Origin of the sequence: Rhodococcus sp. 66b (assembly GCF_002076325.1) — a bacterium.
Classification (GTDB): domain Bacteria; phylum Actinomycetota; class Actinomycetes; order Mycobacteriales; family Mycobacteriaceae; genus Rhodococcus_F; species Rhodococcus_F erythropolis.
Window position 1 is genome coordinate 174,129 of record NZ_MUZB01000005.1, and the last position, 13,232, is coordinate 187,360.

A 13,232-nucleotide genomic window follows, 5' to 3' on the forward strand; every position below is an offset into this window, starting at 1 on the left:
GGGCAAGCTTTTTGGGGTGTGGTTGTGCGGAATTTTCATTCGGATGGACGGAGGTACGGTCGCTGGATCTTCTTCCAGGACTCGTAGGTTGTTCGGGCGTTCTTGGTCGATTCCAGTTCGGAAGTAGCTGATACCGGTACGTCCCACCAGGATTCGCTGTCCGGGGCGCCGATCAGCGGATCGGTTTCGACGTGGATGACCGTGCTGGTGACGCTTGCTTTGGCGACTTTGATCGCGTCGGCGAACTCGGCGGCGGTGTTGGCGCGGATGACGTCGACACCGAGGCTGGCGGCGTTCGCGGCCAGATCGACCGGGAGAACACCTCCGTCGAGACGTCCGTCATTCGAGCGGTAGCGGTACTGCGTGCCGAAGCGCTGGGAACCCAGCGACTCGGATAGCGAACCGATGGAGGCAAATCCGTGATTCTGCACCAGGACGACGATGACCTTGAGGCGTTCCTGTACGGCGGTGACCAATTCGGTGGCCATCATCAGATAGGAACCGTCGCCGACCATCACGAACACGTCGCGATCGGGGCACGCCATGCGGACGCCTAGACCGCCGGCAACTTCGTATCCCATGCACGAGTACCCGTATTCGACGTGATACCCCTTGGGATCACGGGTTCGCCACAGCTTGTGGAGGTCACCCGGCATGGACCCGGCAGCGCACACCACGACGTCACGTGGATCGGACAGAGTGTTGACCAGGCCGATGACCTGATTCTGATTCAGTGACCCGTCGGCAGCGGGTTCGGCTGGGTTGTAGACGGATTCGACGATCGCATCCCAATCGCGAGCGAGTTCACCGATCCTGGACGCGTATTCGTCGTCCACCCGGTAGTCGTTCAGTGCAAGTGCCAGCGCGGCGAGTGCCTCACGTGCGTCGGCGACCACGCTGACTCCGCCCTGCTTCACGGAGTCCAGTGAAGCGACGTTGATGTTGACGAAGCGAACGTCGGGATTGGTGAATGCGGTGCGGGACGCGCTCGTGAAATCGCTGTACCGCGTGCCGATACCGATGACGACGTCCGCCTCGGTAGCCAGTACGTTTGCAGCCGTAGTGCCGGTGGACCCCACCGCCCCGACGGATTGTGGATGGTCGTAGACCAATGAACCCTTGCCGGCCTGGCTCTGCCCCACGGGGATTCCGGTCTGCGCGCAGAACGCTGCCAGAGAGTCGGTGGCCTGGCTGTAGATCACTCCGCCGCCGGCGACGATCAGTGGCTTGCGAGCCGAGCGGATGATCGCGGCGGCGCGTTCGATCACCGATCGTTCGGGGAGCGGGCGGGCCACGTGCCACACCCGTTCGGCGAAGAAGGACTCGGGCCAGTCGAAAGCCTCGGCCTGCACGTCCTGCGGGATGGCGATGGTCACTGCGCCGGTCTCGACGGGATCAGTGAGAACGCGCATCCCGGCGAGCAGAGCGCTCGGCAACTGCTCCGGGCGCCATACCCGATCGAAGTATCGTGAGACCGGTTTGAAAGCGTCGTTGACTGTGACGTCGCCGCTCGACGGGAGTTCGAGTTCCTGTAAGACGGGGGCACTGGCGCGGGTCGCGAAAGTGTCTGCGGGAAGCAGTAATACAGGTAGACGGTTGATGGTGGCCAGTGCCGCGCCGGTGATCATATTGGTGGCACCGGGGCCGACGCTGGACGAGACTGCCCACGTCTGCAGGCGGTCCTTCATGCGGGCGTGCGCGACAGCCGAATGCACCATCGCCTGTTCATTGCGGCCGAGCACGTAGGGGAGTGTCGGCTCACGGCCGGCATCGAGATCCTGGATCTCGGCCTGCAAGAGTGCCTGCCCCAGTCCGGCGACGTTGCCGTGCCCGAAGATTCCGAAGCAGCCGGCGAACAGCTTGGTGCGCTGGCCGTCGCGTTCGGTGTACTGGTTGGCGAGGAAGCGGACGACAGCTTGAGAAACGGTGAGGTATACGGTCGGCTCGTCGCGAGGTAGACGATTGCCGGTTGCGTTGTTGGTGGGTGCCACAGCTTTCACTTCCGTCAGTTGTGGGACTGCAACGGCAGTCGAGGGTCGATGTCCTGGTGATCCCAGCTTCCACGTAGCCAGGTGTGTTGCGGATCGTCACAGATGTTCCACGCCCGGATCTCGCCCGAACCTGCCATGACATTGAGGTAGTACATGTGGTGGCCCGGCGCTGCGATGGACGGGCCGTGATAGCCGTGCGGCACGAGGACGACGTCGCCCGAGCGGACTTCCTCGAGCACCTCGATAGGTCTCTCGGCGGTTCCGTACACGCGGTGGTAGCCGAACCCTTCGGTCCCGGTGGGGCTTCGGTCGATCTCGAAGTAGTAGATCTCTTCCAGGGCCGATTCGACGTCGCTGTTCTCGTCGTGCTTGTGGCTGGGATACGACGACCAGTTCCCGCCGGGGGTGATGACCTCACACGCGATGATTGAGTCTGCCTCGAAAGTGTCTGCGGTGGCGAAGTTGTGAACCTGTCGGCTGCAGTTACCGGCGCCGCGGAGTTCGACGGCAACTCCTGATGCGGGACCGTAGCGATGGGGGAGCTTTGCGCCGGCGCGCGCTCCGCACAGGGCGAAGCGGCCTCCACCTGCGCTGGCCACTGTGTAGTCGGAATCGCGTCCTATGTAGGCGAAGTCGCTCGGTCCGTCGAAGACCGACGCGCGGCCGGTCAGGGCGATCTCCGTCCCCTCGGCAACTATCACGGCCGAACCCGACAGTGGAACGACGACTATCTCGTTCTCGCCGGACTGCAAGCGGACGCTCGCGCCAGGGGCGAGTTCGAGTGTCCACAAGCTGGATTCGGTCCAACCCGCGGACTCCGGCGTGACCACTGTCGCGAAATCACCGTCGGCGGACGATCCGGCGGGGACGTAGTACTTGCTGAACATCTTGCTCCTGCCAGGTCGGTTCTAGTGGACGAGCTTGACTGCGGTGTCGACGGCCGCGGTCACGTCGCCGTCCGGTGGGTAGAGCAGCGCGCGCCCGACTATCAATCCGCGCACGGACGGCAGCTGAAGGGCAGCGTCCCACTTTGCGTACGTTTCTTCCGGCGCGATCTGCGGATCGCCGCCCAGGAGGAGCGTCGGGAGGGTGGTCGCATCCATGACGCGTTCCATCTCGTCGACGACCGGCAGTTTCATCCACGTATACGCCGAGGTGGAGCCGAGACCTTGGGAGATGTGGATGGACTTGATGACGGCGTCGGGGCTGAGATCGTTGACCACCTTGCCGTTGACGCGACTGGAGAGGAACGGCTCGAGCATCGCGATCAGTCCGGCCGCGGCCAGTTCGTCAACGGCCTCGGCACATGCCGTCATGGTGGGCAGGGTGCCCGCGTCGTCGAGGGCGATGCGCAGCAGCATCTTTCCGCCGTTCATTCCGAACTTCGCGGTGCCCGCCGCGGTATATCCGGTCATGCGGTCGTCGAGTTCGAAGCTCGCGCCCGCCAGGCCGCCGCGGTTCATCGACGAGAAGACGACCTTGTCCTCGAGGGCCCCGAGGAGGAGCAGATCGTCGAGAATGTCCGCGGTACCGAGAACGCCGTCGACTCCGGGATTGTCGAGCGCCGTGCGTAATCTGTCGAGCAGATCGGTACGACTGTTCATCGCTGTCGGCTTGCCGCCGACAGACAATGCCCCACGCGCTGGATGATCGGCAGCGACGATCATCAGTCGTCCGTTGCCTCGAACGGTGGCGCGAGGAGTGCGTGCTGCCCAGGCCTTTTCGATGATCTGCGGATCGCTCGCACGCAGTTCCGTCACGTCGGCGTAGGTGGTGGCGAGGGGGCGGGCGGCGAGCTTGTCAGACATTGACTGCCTCCGTGGCTGTGGCTTCGGCGAGATCGTGGACTTCTTCAGCGGTTGGCATCGCAGTGGAGCATTCGAGCCGAGATGCGACTATGGCACCGGCCGCGTTGGCATAGCGCAGTACCTTCTCCAGTGGCCACCCGGCCAACAGTCCGTGGCACAGTGACCCGCCGAAGCTGTCGCCGGCACCCAGCCCGTTGACCACGTCGACGGCGTTGGGCGGCACGGTGATCGATTGCTTTCGTGTTTTGCCGAGAACACCCTTCGGGCCCTGCTTCACGATCGCCAGTTCGACTCCGAGGTCGAGAAGCGCGTCGGCGGCCTTGTTCGGATTGGTCTCACCGACCGCGATCTCGCACTCTTCGCGGTTTCCGACGGCTACCGTCACGTGCGCGAGAGCGCGCTGCACCTGAGTGGTCGCTTCTTGGGGTGTCGACCAGAACATCGGGCGGTAGTCCAGATCGAGGACCGTCAGCGGGCGTCGTTCGCGGGCTTCCCAAGCAGCGAAGTGTGCACTGCGACTCGGTTCTTCGGACAGCCCCGTCACAGTCGACCAGTAGAGGGACGCTGTTCGAACGGCGTCGAGGTCGATATCGTCCGGGGTGATCCGAAGATCGGGCGCATGCGGCTTGCGGTAGAAGTACAGCGGGAAGTCGTCAGGGGGGAAGATCTCGCAGAACGTCACCGGTGTCGGGTACTCGGAATTGGTGACGACAAACCTGTTGTCGACGCCCAGACGTGCCAACTCGCGTGTGACGAACTTTCCGAAGGGATCGCTGCCTACGCCGGAGATCAGTGCTGCTCGCCGGCCGAGGCGTGCAGCCGCCACCGAGACGTTTGCCGCGCTGCCGCCGAGAAACTTGCCGAAGGTCTCGACGTCTTCGAGTCCGACACCGGTTTGAAGTGGGTAGATGTCCACCCCCGATCGGCCGATGGCAAGCACGTCGAATGGTGCGTCAGGGATGTGTGACCCGCTCTGGTGAGTGTTGATGCTTGTCAAGACTGACTCCCGAGAGTTCGTGGTGGGCTGCCCGCGCAGGGCACCGTTGTATGACTGAAACTGTGCGCCGCGACACAGCGATTGTCAATAGTTTGTCTGGACATTATGACTTGCGGTCAAGTGAATGTTAGTGTTCGCATACACTGCCGAGAGAAGTAGCGTCGATACGGCGCCTTCCCAAGACAGATCGGAGTTGACCGTGGTCGCAGCACTCGCCGTCGAGTTGGACCGCTCGAGCCCGGTGCCGCTGTATTTTCAGCTGGCCCAGGCAATCGAGGGCGCTATTCTCGGTGGCGAACTTGCCCCAGGTGATCGCTTCGAGAACGAACTGGCGTTGGCCAAACGGCTCAATCTCTCACGTCCGACCACTCGACGTGCGATCCAGGAACTGGTGGACAAGGGCCTACTTGTTCGTAAGCGGGGAGTCGGAACTCAGGTGGTGCAAAGTCCGGTACACCGCCCGGTCGAGCTCACCAGCCTGTTCGACGACCTTGCGAGGGCAGGCCAAGCGCCGACGACCAAGCTGCTCGAGTTCACGGTGGGAGTTCCCGCCGAGGACGTTGCCGCGGAACTCAACCTCGAACCTGACGCCGAAGTGGCCACCATCAGGCGTCTGCGAAGCACCAACGGCGAACCGCTTGCAGTGATGACCAACTACATTCCGGTGGACATCGCACCCGATCCCGAGGAGTTGGAGACGCAAGGGCTGTACCAAACCTTGCGAACTCGCGGCGTTCACATCCGTGTGGCGCGGCAGCGAATCGGTGCTCGGGCGGCGACTCGCGAAGAAGCAGGATTGCTCGACGAGAAAGTGGGTGCTGCCCTCTTGACCATGAGCCGCACTGCATTTGACGATTCAGGTAGTGCCGTCGAGTACGGCAGCCACTGCTACCGAGCGTCGCGTTACTACTTCGACACCACCGTGGTCGACCGCTAGACCTCGATCCCGGTGACACGAGTACCCGCCTGACCGAGTCAGTGGGGGTGATTTGTGATCCCAGCATTTCTGCGATCCTTCGATCATTTGACCCGAACGGAGCCTCATGACAGGCATTTCAGTAGCAGTTGCCGGATTCGGATGGATGGGCCGCGTACACACGCAGGCGTATCTGCGTCTGCGGCAACACTATCCCCAGCTTCCCGTGATCCGCCTGGCCGCCGTCGCCGACGAGGTGCCTGGCCGAGGGGAGGAAGCAGCGGACCAATTCGGTTTCGAAGCTTTCACCCAGGATTGGCGCGATATCGCAGCCGATCCGGCCATCGACGCGGTGAGCATCACGGCCCCGAACTTCTTGCACCGTGAAATCGGCGTCGCAATGGCAGAAGCCGGCAAACACATCTGGATCGAGAAGCCCGTCGGCTTGTCCACGGAAGACGCCAAAGCTGTTGCCGCAGCGGTCTCGAAGGCCGGTGTGCAGTCGACCGTCGGCTTCAACTACCGAAACGCGCCGGCTGTAGCCCTGGCAAAGAGCCTGATCGACTCAGGGGAGTTGGGCACGATCACGCACTCGAGGTTTCGTTTCCTCAGCGACTATGCGGCCCACCCTGAAGGCGCTTTGAGTTGGCGATACGAGCGTGAGCGCGGCGGCGCCGGCGTCCTGGGCGACTTGGCTTCGCACGGCATCGATCTGATTCGTCATCTTCTCGGTGACGTCGACGCTCTCGTTGCTGATACTGCGATCTTCATCCCGGAGCGTGCGCGTCCGTCCGCCGCTACCAGTGGACATGCCCGAGCCAGCGGCGGGGAGATGGGAGCTGTCGAGAACGAAGACTTCGTCAGCGCACTGCTGCGGCTCGGCTCGGGCGGCCGCTGCACCCTCGAAGCGTGCCGAGTCGCCGTGGGAGAGCAGAACAACTACGGATTCGAGATTCACGGTACGAAGGGTGCCGTGTTCTGGGATTACCGCCGGATGGGTGAACTGGGCACCAGCCTCGGCTCGAAGTACCAGGACCAATCCGTCACGACGGTTTTGGTCGGCCCCGAGTCGGGAGAGTTCGGACGCTTCCAACCCGGCGCGGCCAACGCCATGGGTTATGACGACCTGAAGGTCATCGAGGCTCGCAATTTCGTCTCTTCGATCTTGAACGGAGCGCCGCAGGGCGCGACCATCGCTGATGCTGTCGCGTCGGCGCAGGCTCTGGACGCGATGGTTGCCTCGGTCTCCTCCGGTGGCTGGATTTCTCTCGCCTGATCGAGAATCGCTCCGAAAGGCTCTGGTGCAGTGACTTTTCCCCGCGGACTGGCGTTGCTGGTGGCAGCAGCACTGTTCATGGAGATGCTCGACGCGACGATTCTCGCAACCGCACTGCCGTCGATCGCCCAATCCTTCGGAGTTGACGCCGTCGACGTCAATGTCGCCGTTTCTTCGTACCTCCTGGTGTTGGCCGTCCTGATCCCGGCGAGCGGATGGATGGCCGACAGGTTCGGAACGCGACGTGTCTTCATCTCTGCCATAGCCGTTTTCACGGTGGCGTCGGTGGGATGTGCACTGAGCACCTCCCTCCCGATGCTGGTGGGGATGCGCGCACTACAAGGGGTAGGCGGCGCCATGATGGTGCCGGTAGGGCGGCTCGCAGTATTGCGGGTGACGTCGAAGGCGGAACTCGTACGGGCTATCGCTTACTTGACGTGGCCGGCGCTCACAGCGCCGGTTCTTGCGCCCGCTGTGGGTGGAGCCATCGTGTCGATCGCTTCGTGGCGCTGGATCTTTCTGATCAACGTTCCGATCGGGATCGTCGGGTTTCTGCTGGCATTGCGCATGGTGCCCGACATTCGGCAAACACAGAAACGGAGCCTCGACTGGCTGGGATTGGTGGTGATCGGAGCAGGCGTCGCAGTGCTTGTCGTGGCGCTCGACAGCGTGCACAGTGCCGGAACCGACTGGCTACGAGTGGGCCTCGGGATCATTGCGGCTCTGATCTTGTTGAGCTTGGCCGTCATTCACCTCATCCGGTCGGATCACCCGCTCATCGCGCTCCGCGTCCTCCGACTTCGATCGTTTCGGCTCGTCGCGTCGAGCGGCTCGCTGTACCGGCTCGTGATCATGGGCGTGCCGTTTGTGCTGCCGTTGTTGTTCCAAGTGGGATTCGGAATGTCGGCGTTCAAGGCCGGTCTGCTGGTGATGGTTCTGTTCGCGGGGAATATCGCGATCAAACCGCTCACCACTCCGCTCATGCGTAGATTCGGGATCAGACGAGTTCTGGTGGGAAACGGAGTTCTGTCGGTGGTGTGCTTCGGTGCGCTGGTACTGATCTCGTCGACGACACCGGACGTCGTTATCGCTGTTGCACTGTTTGTCAGTGGCGCGTTGCGATCCATCGGGTTCACCGCGTACAACAGCTTGGCGTTCGCCGACGTCGACTCGGGTGAGCTGACCGATGCAAATACTCTGCATGCAACGCTGCAAGAGTTGGCATCCGGTCTGGGTATTGCACTGTCCGCGTTGGTGATCACGCTCTGCACACCGTTGGCGGAGTCGGAGGATCTGAGCGGCGGAGTGCCGTTTTCTCTGACGCTGGGTGTTCTCGGGGCCATGCTGGTGCCGACTGTGATCGAGAGTTGGCGGCTCCCACGCGATACAGGTGCTGTGGTGTTGGTGCGCCGATGATGAAGCGTCTTCCGCCACCTTCATCATAACGCGGGACCCGGGGCTTGCGGCAAGGCCCCGGTGATGGTGCACACTCGTCTGCTGCGAGCAAGCAAAAGCCTTGCCCGAAGGAGGGGATCGCATGAGTGACGTCATCATTGTCGGTGCTGGACCAACTGGATTGATGCTGGCAGGTGAGCTCCGGCTACAGGGCGTCGATGTCGTCGTCGTGGACAAGGACGAGGAGCCGACTCAGTTCGTCCGTGCCCTCGGCATCCATGTGCGCAGCATCGAAATCATGGAGCAGCGCGGGTTGCTGGACAAGTTCCTCGCGCACGGCCGCAAGTATCCGCTCGGTGGATTCTTCGCGGGGATCAGCAAGCCGGCACCCGCGCACCTTGATACTGCGCACGGGTACGTACTGGGCATACCTCAGCCCGAGATCGACAGGATTCTTGCCGAACATGCCACCGAAGTCGGCGCGGAAATTCAGCGAGGGAAGCGTGTCGTCGCAATCCGTCAAGACGCCGACAAGGTCACAGCGGAATTGTCTGACGGCACAACACTTCACGCGCGTTACCTCGTGGGCTGCGACGGCGGCCGCAGCACTGTGCGAAAGCTGATCGATGTCGGGTTTCCCGGCGAGCCGTCGAGTGCCGACACGTTGATCGGCGAAATGGACGTGACCATGCCGGCTGATGAACTGGCCGCCGTTGTCGCCGAAATCCGGGAAACGCACAAACGATTCGGAGTCGGTCCCGCCGGCAATGGTGCTTTTCGTGTCGTGGTTCCTGCGGCCGAAGTTGCCGACGGTCGCGCAACACCGACCACCCTCGACGACATCAAACAACAGCTACTGGCCATTGCCGGTACCGACTTCGGTGTGCACTCGCCGCGGTGGCTCTCGCGCTTCGGCGACGCCACCCGTCTGGCGGAGCACTACCGGCGCGACCGGGTGTTTCTCGCCGGCGACGCCGCACACATCCACCCACCGATGGGCGGTCAAGGTCTCAATCTCGGTGTGCAGGACGCCTTCAACCTCGGCTGGAAGCTCGCCGCCGAGATCAACGGCTGGGCACCGGAGGGCCTGCTCGACACGTACGAATCGGAACGGCGTCCGGTGGCTGCCGACGTGCTGGACAACACGCGCGCCCAGGCCGAGTTGATCTCCACCGCTGCCGGACCACAAGCGGTGCGGCGCTTGATCTCCGAGCTGATGGAATTCGAAGACGTCAAGCGCTATTTGACCGAGAAGATCACTGCGATCTCGATTCGCTACGATTTCGGCGAAGGCGACGACCTACTCGGTCGGAGGCTGCGGAACATCGCGTTGACCCGCGGCAACCTGTACGACCTGATGCGATCCGGCCGCGGACTTCTTCTCGACCAGGGTGGCCAACTGTCCGTCGATGGTTGGAGCGATCGCGCCGACCATATCGTCGACACAAGCACTGAATTGGAAGCTCCGGCCGTCCTGCTTCGGCCAGACGGTCATGTGGCATGGGTCGGGGATACACAGGCGGAGTTGGATACTCAGCTGTCCGCGTGGTTCGGCCGGCCGGCGAGGGACCGCGCGTGACCCTTCGATTTCGGTAACCGAGCACCGTGACACCTCGGGTGCACTACCGTTGCCGTTTATGGGACAAGGATTGGGGCAGATCGCGCCCGCGGCCTTGATCGCCGTCGGAGTGCTGATACTCACGGGCTGCACGACCAATGTCGATGTGCCGAAGACATTTGCTGCCACATTGACGGTGACCGGTCAGGCAGAGCAAGTCGAGGCCGGCTCTGGAGAGTGCGTGATCGACTCGATCCGTGTCGCTCCGAACGACCAGATTCAAATTTTCGGGGGCAGTGGCGCTGCGTCCGTCAGGTCGACACTCGAGGTCGAGGCAATCGATCAACTTCCTGACGGAATGAGCACGTGCTCCTACACCGCACATTTTGATGCCGTCCCCGCAAACCAGAAAAACTACGAGGTGAGCTTGGGCCGCTTTTCCCCGAAGTCGTTCAGCTCGGACGAGTTGGAAAACGGTGTCACCTATCAACTGCGCCGGCCCTGACCGAACCAGTTCTCCCTCACCCGAATTCTCGAACAGTAGCGATCCCTGTACTGCACGTCGAAAAAACCCGTACAGCATGTTGTATCCGGCGCGACTTTCAGTCAGCGTGCTTGGCGGTCCCTTCGCCTCCACGCTGTCGAGCCCTACCTGGATTGATGTGGAGCCGAACACCCTCATAGGTGACTGTGTACGGCACATCGTCATCGTTGTCCGGGTCGCCGGAGTCCGCAGGATCCGGCAGTTCCGCGATCTGTTCGACGACCGTCTGTGCTCGCGCCGCGCCGGGATCGAACATTTCCTGAAACGGCCCGACGAACGAGCCACCGAGTCCGCGGCGCTTCGCCCGAACAGCCGCCCACCCGAACGTCGCCAACGGGCCGATCATGGCGAACAGCACTAACAAGTCCCACCCCATGCTTCGAGCGTACCGACCGATCGGCATCAAGCGGCACAAGTCTCTTCAGTGCTACCGTCCCTCAGCTCATTCGTCTCTCGGACTGTGCCTTCAGTAGATCGGCCAGTCGACCAGGTGAGATCCGCTCGCGAACCGCCTCCGTCACGAGTTCGGCCTGCGTCTGAGGCGCGAGGCCGTCGATCGGTTGGTCTCGGTCCAGATTGGTCGGGAAGGCGTAGCCCTCGGCCGAGGCGGCGACGGCGCACCGAACTGCCTCGTCGGACCCCGACTCGCTGAGAGCGAGCAGTGCCGGATAGATCGCGTTGACGAGTGCCTCCCGGTCGATGGTTCCGAGGGCTCGACCGAAGGCCGACGACACCTGGAGAAGATTTGCCATACGCAGGACGTCGGCGGACTTGTTGTGGCCTGCCGCGTGGAACAGCGCTGGGTTGAAGAAGACGGCATCTCCCTTCTTCAAAGGTAATTGGACGTAGTTGGCTTCGAAGAACTCCTTGAACTCGGGACGCTCGAACGCGAGGTATCCGGATTCGAATTGCTGCGAGTACGGCAGATACTTCGTCGGCCCCGTCTCGGCCGGCATATCCACGTGGGCGACTGCACCTTGCAAGGTGAGGGCAGGGGTCAAGCGGTGCACATGCGCCCGAAACTTCGCGGCTACGTCGCTCGACATGAAACCGAGGTGGTAGTCGCGATGTGGATTCTGTGCGGCGCCACCGGGATTGACGACGTTGACGTCCGACGTCACCTGATACATGGGGCCGAGCCACGCTTCCGAAGCCAAAGCGACAATGCTGTTTGCGTAGTAGTCGACGTAAGCCTTGGGATCTTCGAGCGCCAACTTCAGTTGTGCGCCCCAGATTCGGTCATTGGCACCAGGTTTGGCGAAGTGATCTCCGGATGCTGCACCGGATTCGTGTTGGCGTGCAATGAGTTCACGGAAGACCGCGCTGGCGCGATCCAGTATCTCCGCGTCGAATGCGCCTTGAAAGACTGTGATGCCGGGGCCGGTGAGTAACGCCCGGGCGATCTCGTCTTGGATCTCGGCCCGGGTTTCAGGATTCGACGATTGCTCTACCAATGCTTCCGAGCGGTACAGAAGTACCCCGTCGGCCACTGAATGGGCGTACGGGTAATCGGCAAGGGCGGTGTCGTGCGCGACCAAAGCGGCGAAGTCGTCGATGTTGCAGTCTTCTCGGTGCAACCTACCCGCGGACGGCACGGTGTGGTTGGTCAGTGATGGAGTCATTCGGGGCCTTTCCTGCGGTGTTCAAGATGCGCTGTACCTCAAAGACTGCCAAGGAGAACCCATCGAAACTACCCCTGAAATCCATCAAAAAGACCTCAGAAACTTTCCCCCACGGGCTCGACCGAGACAGTTGTCCCCGCGGAGTGCATCGACTTGATCACGGCAGCTGCCACGAGATTTGCCCGCAGGCCGTCCGCGGCTGTGGCCAACGTCGACGGTCTTCCGGTGCTCAATGCGTCGATCCACTCTTGAAGTTGGCGGCGATACGACTCGGCAAAACGCGGAATCCAATCCGCCGCATAGCCGTACGAGTGGGATCGATCCGCGTCGGTGTGGATGACCACCGGTTCGGCGAGACGAGCGGCGCCGATTTCGCCCACGACCTCGCACCGAGTGTCGTAGCCGTACCGCGCGTTGAGAAAGACCTCGACCGTGGTGAGAACGCCGTCGGCGGTGCGCAGCATGATTATCTGCGGATCCTGGCGATCGGTCACCAGCGAACTCGAGCGCCCGCAGTGCCAGCTGGCTGCGACGACGGGAGAGTTCAAGATCCACGGCACGATGTCGAGTTCGTGAATCGCGGAGTTGGTCACCGTGGATTCCGAGCTGCCACCCGGGTAGGCGCTGACAGTGCGACTCGAGCAGTGCACGATCAGTGGGTCACCGATACGACCGGAATGTGTTTCGGCCTTCAGCGCCACGTATCCCGGATCGAAGCGGCGCATGAATCCGACGCTCACAAGGGGGCTTTCGGGGTTCTCGGCCGCAGCGACGAGTCGGCAGTCCTCTGCTGTCACTGCGAGGGGCTTTTCACACAGAACCGGTTTTCCGGCTTCGACAGCAGCAAGCGTGAGGTCGGCATGCGTTGAATCATGGGAAGCGATGACTACGGCGTCCACACCGGCGTCGTTGATCAGTTTCAACGGATCGGTCACCCACCGTGCGCCGACTGCGTACGCTACGGACTTTGCTCGCTCTTGATCGAGGTCTGCAACCACAGAGACCGTTGCCCCGGAGACCGTGGAGTGGAGATTGCGGACGTGGTCGGCGCCCATGACGCCGGTTCCGATCACACCGACACGAATCGACATGAGGTTCCTACTTCCAGAGGATTGAAACGGACAA

12 protein-coding genes are annotated in these 13,232 nt (G+C 62.3%); 5 read left to right on the forward strand and 7 right to left on the reverse strand.

The features are described from left to right. Positions 1 to 35: 35 nt before the first annotated feature. The 4 genes from iolD to iolC are packed head-to-tail and all read right to left on the reverse strand — an operon-like array spanning position 36 to position 4,796. Positions 36 to 1,991 (reverse strand): 3D-(3,5/4)-trihydroxycyclohexane-1,2-dione acylhydrolase (decyclizing), encoded by a 1,956-nt coding sequence (gene iolD, locus B0E55_RS11070; protein WP_080909783.1) that lies wholly within the window; start codon positions 1,989 to 1,991, stop codon positions 36 to 38. Between the two features lie 14 nt (positions 1,992 to 2,005). Beyond that, on the reverse strand, positions 2,006 to 2,878 hold the full coding sequence (iolB, locus tag B0E55_RS11075) for a 5-deoxy-glucuronate isomerase (protein ID WP_080909708.1): 873 nt from the start codon (positions 2,876 to 2,878) through the stop codon (positions 2,006 to 2,008). A gap of 21 nt (positions 2,879 to 2,899) precedes the next feature. Further along, positions 2,900 to 3,799, reverse strand: a complete 900-nt coding sequence (locus B0E55_RS11080) for a Cgl0159 family (beta/alpha)8-fold protein (protein ID WP_020969139.1) — start codon at positions 3,797 to 3,799, stop codon at positions 2,900 to 2,902. Next, positions 3,792 to 4,796: a 5-dehydro-2-deoxygluconokinase gene (gene iolC, locus B0E55_RS11085; protein ID WP_174531769.1), complete on the reverse strand. Its 1,005-nt coding sequence runs from the start codon at positions 4,794 to 4,796 to the stop codon at positions 3,792 to 3,794. The genes B0E55_RS11080 and iolC overlap by 8 nt, the downstream gene beginning before the upstream one ends. 199 nt (positions 4,797 to 4,995) lie before the next feature. On the opposite strand from iolC, the gene B0E55_RS11090 reads away from it, so the two are divergent. From B0E55_RS11090 to B0E55_RS11110, 5 genes are all read left to right on the forward strand, one after another. Next, positions 4,996 to 5,733, forward strand: a complete 738-nt coding sequence (locus tag B0E55_RS11090) for a GntR family transcriptional regulator (protein ID WP_003941006.1) — start codon at positions 4,996 to 4,998, stop codon at positions 5,731 to 5,733. A gap of 106 nt (positions 5,734 to 5,839) precedes the next feature. Next, positions 5,840 to 6,988 carry a Gfo/Idh/MocA family protein gene (locus tag B0E55_RS11095; protein WP_080909709.1) on the forward strand — a complete coding sequence of 383 codons (1,149 nt, stop codon included), beginning with the start codon at positions 5,840 to 5,842 and terminating at the stop codon, positions 6,986 to 6,988. Positions 6,989 to 7,018: 30 nt separating this feature from the next. Continuing rightward, on the forward strand, positions 7,019 to 8,404 hold the full coding sequence (locus B0E55_RS11100) for an MFS transporter (protein ID WP_080909710.1): 1,386 nt from the start codon (positions 7,019 to 7,021) through the stop codon (positions 8,402 to 8,404). A 121-nt stretch (positions 8,405 to 8,525) separates the two neighbouring features. After that, the gene (iri, locus tag B0E55_RS11105; protein WP_080909711.1) at positions 8,526 to 9,962 is read left to right on the forward strand and encodes a rifampin monooxygenase Iri; all 1,437 of its coding nucleotides are present in this window, start codon (positions 8,526 to 8,528) and stop codon (positions 9,960 to 9,962) included. A 58-nt stretch (positions 9,963 to 10,020) separates the two neighbouring features. Then, positions 10,021 to 10,446: a hypothetical protein gene (locus tag B0E55_RS11110; protein WP_029254990.1), complete on the forward strand. Its 426-nt coding sequence runs from the start codon at positions 10,021 to 10,023 to the stop codon at positions 10,444 to 10,446. 97 nt (positions 10,447 to 10,543) lie between these two features. Here the strand turns inward: B0E55_RS11110 and B0E55_RS11115 are convergent, their stop codons facing one another. The 3 genes from B0E55_RS11115 to B0E55_RS11125 all read right to left on the reverse strand — a co-directional run bounded on the left by B0E55_RS11115 (position 10,544) and on the right by B0E55_RS11125 (position 13,198). After that, entirely contained in the window at positions 10,544 to 10,861 is a 318-nt protein-coding gene (locus tag B0E55_RS11115) for a hypothetical protein (RefSeq protein ID WP_241896053.1), read from the reverse strand. A gap of 61 nt (positions 10,862 to 10,922) precedes the next feature. Next, positions 10,923 to 12,107, reverse strand: coding sequence for a phytanoyl-CoA dioxygenase family protein (locus tag B0E55_RS11120; protein WP_080909713.1), 1,185 nt, complete (start codon positions 12,105 to 12,107; stop codon positions 10,923 to 10,925). 95 nt (positions 12,108 to 12,202) lie between these two features. After that, entirely contained in the window at positions 12,203 to 13,198 is a 996-nt protein-coding gene (locus B0E55_RS11125; RefSeq protein WP_080909714.1) for a Gfo/Idh/MocA family oxidoreductase, read from the reverse strand. Positions 13,199 to 13,232: the final 34 nt, after the last annotated feature.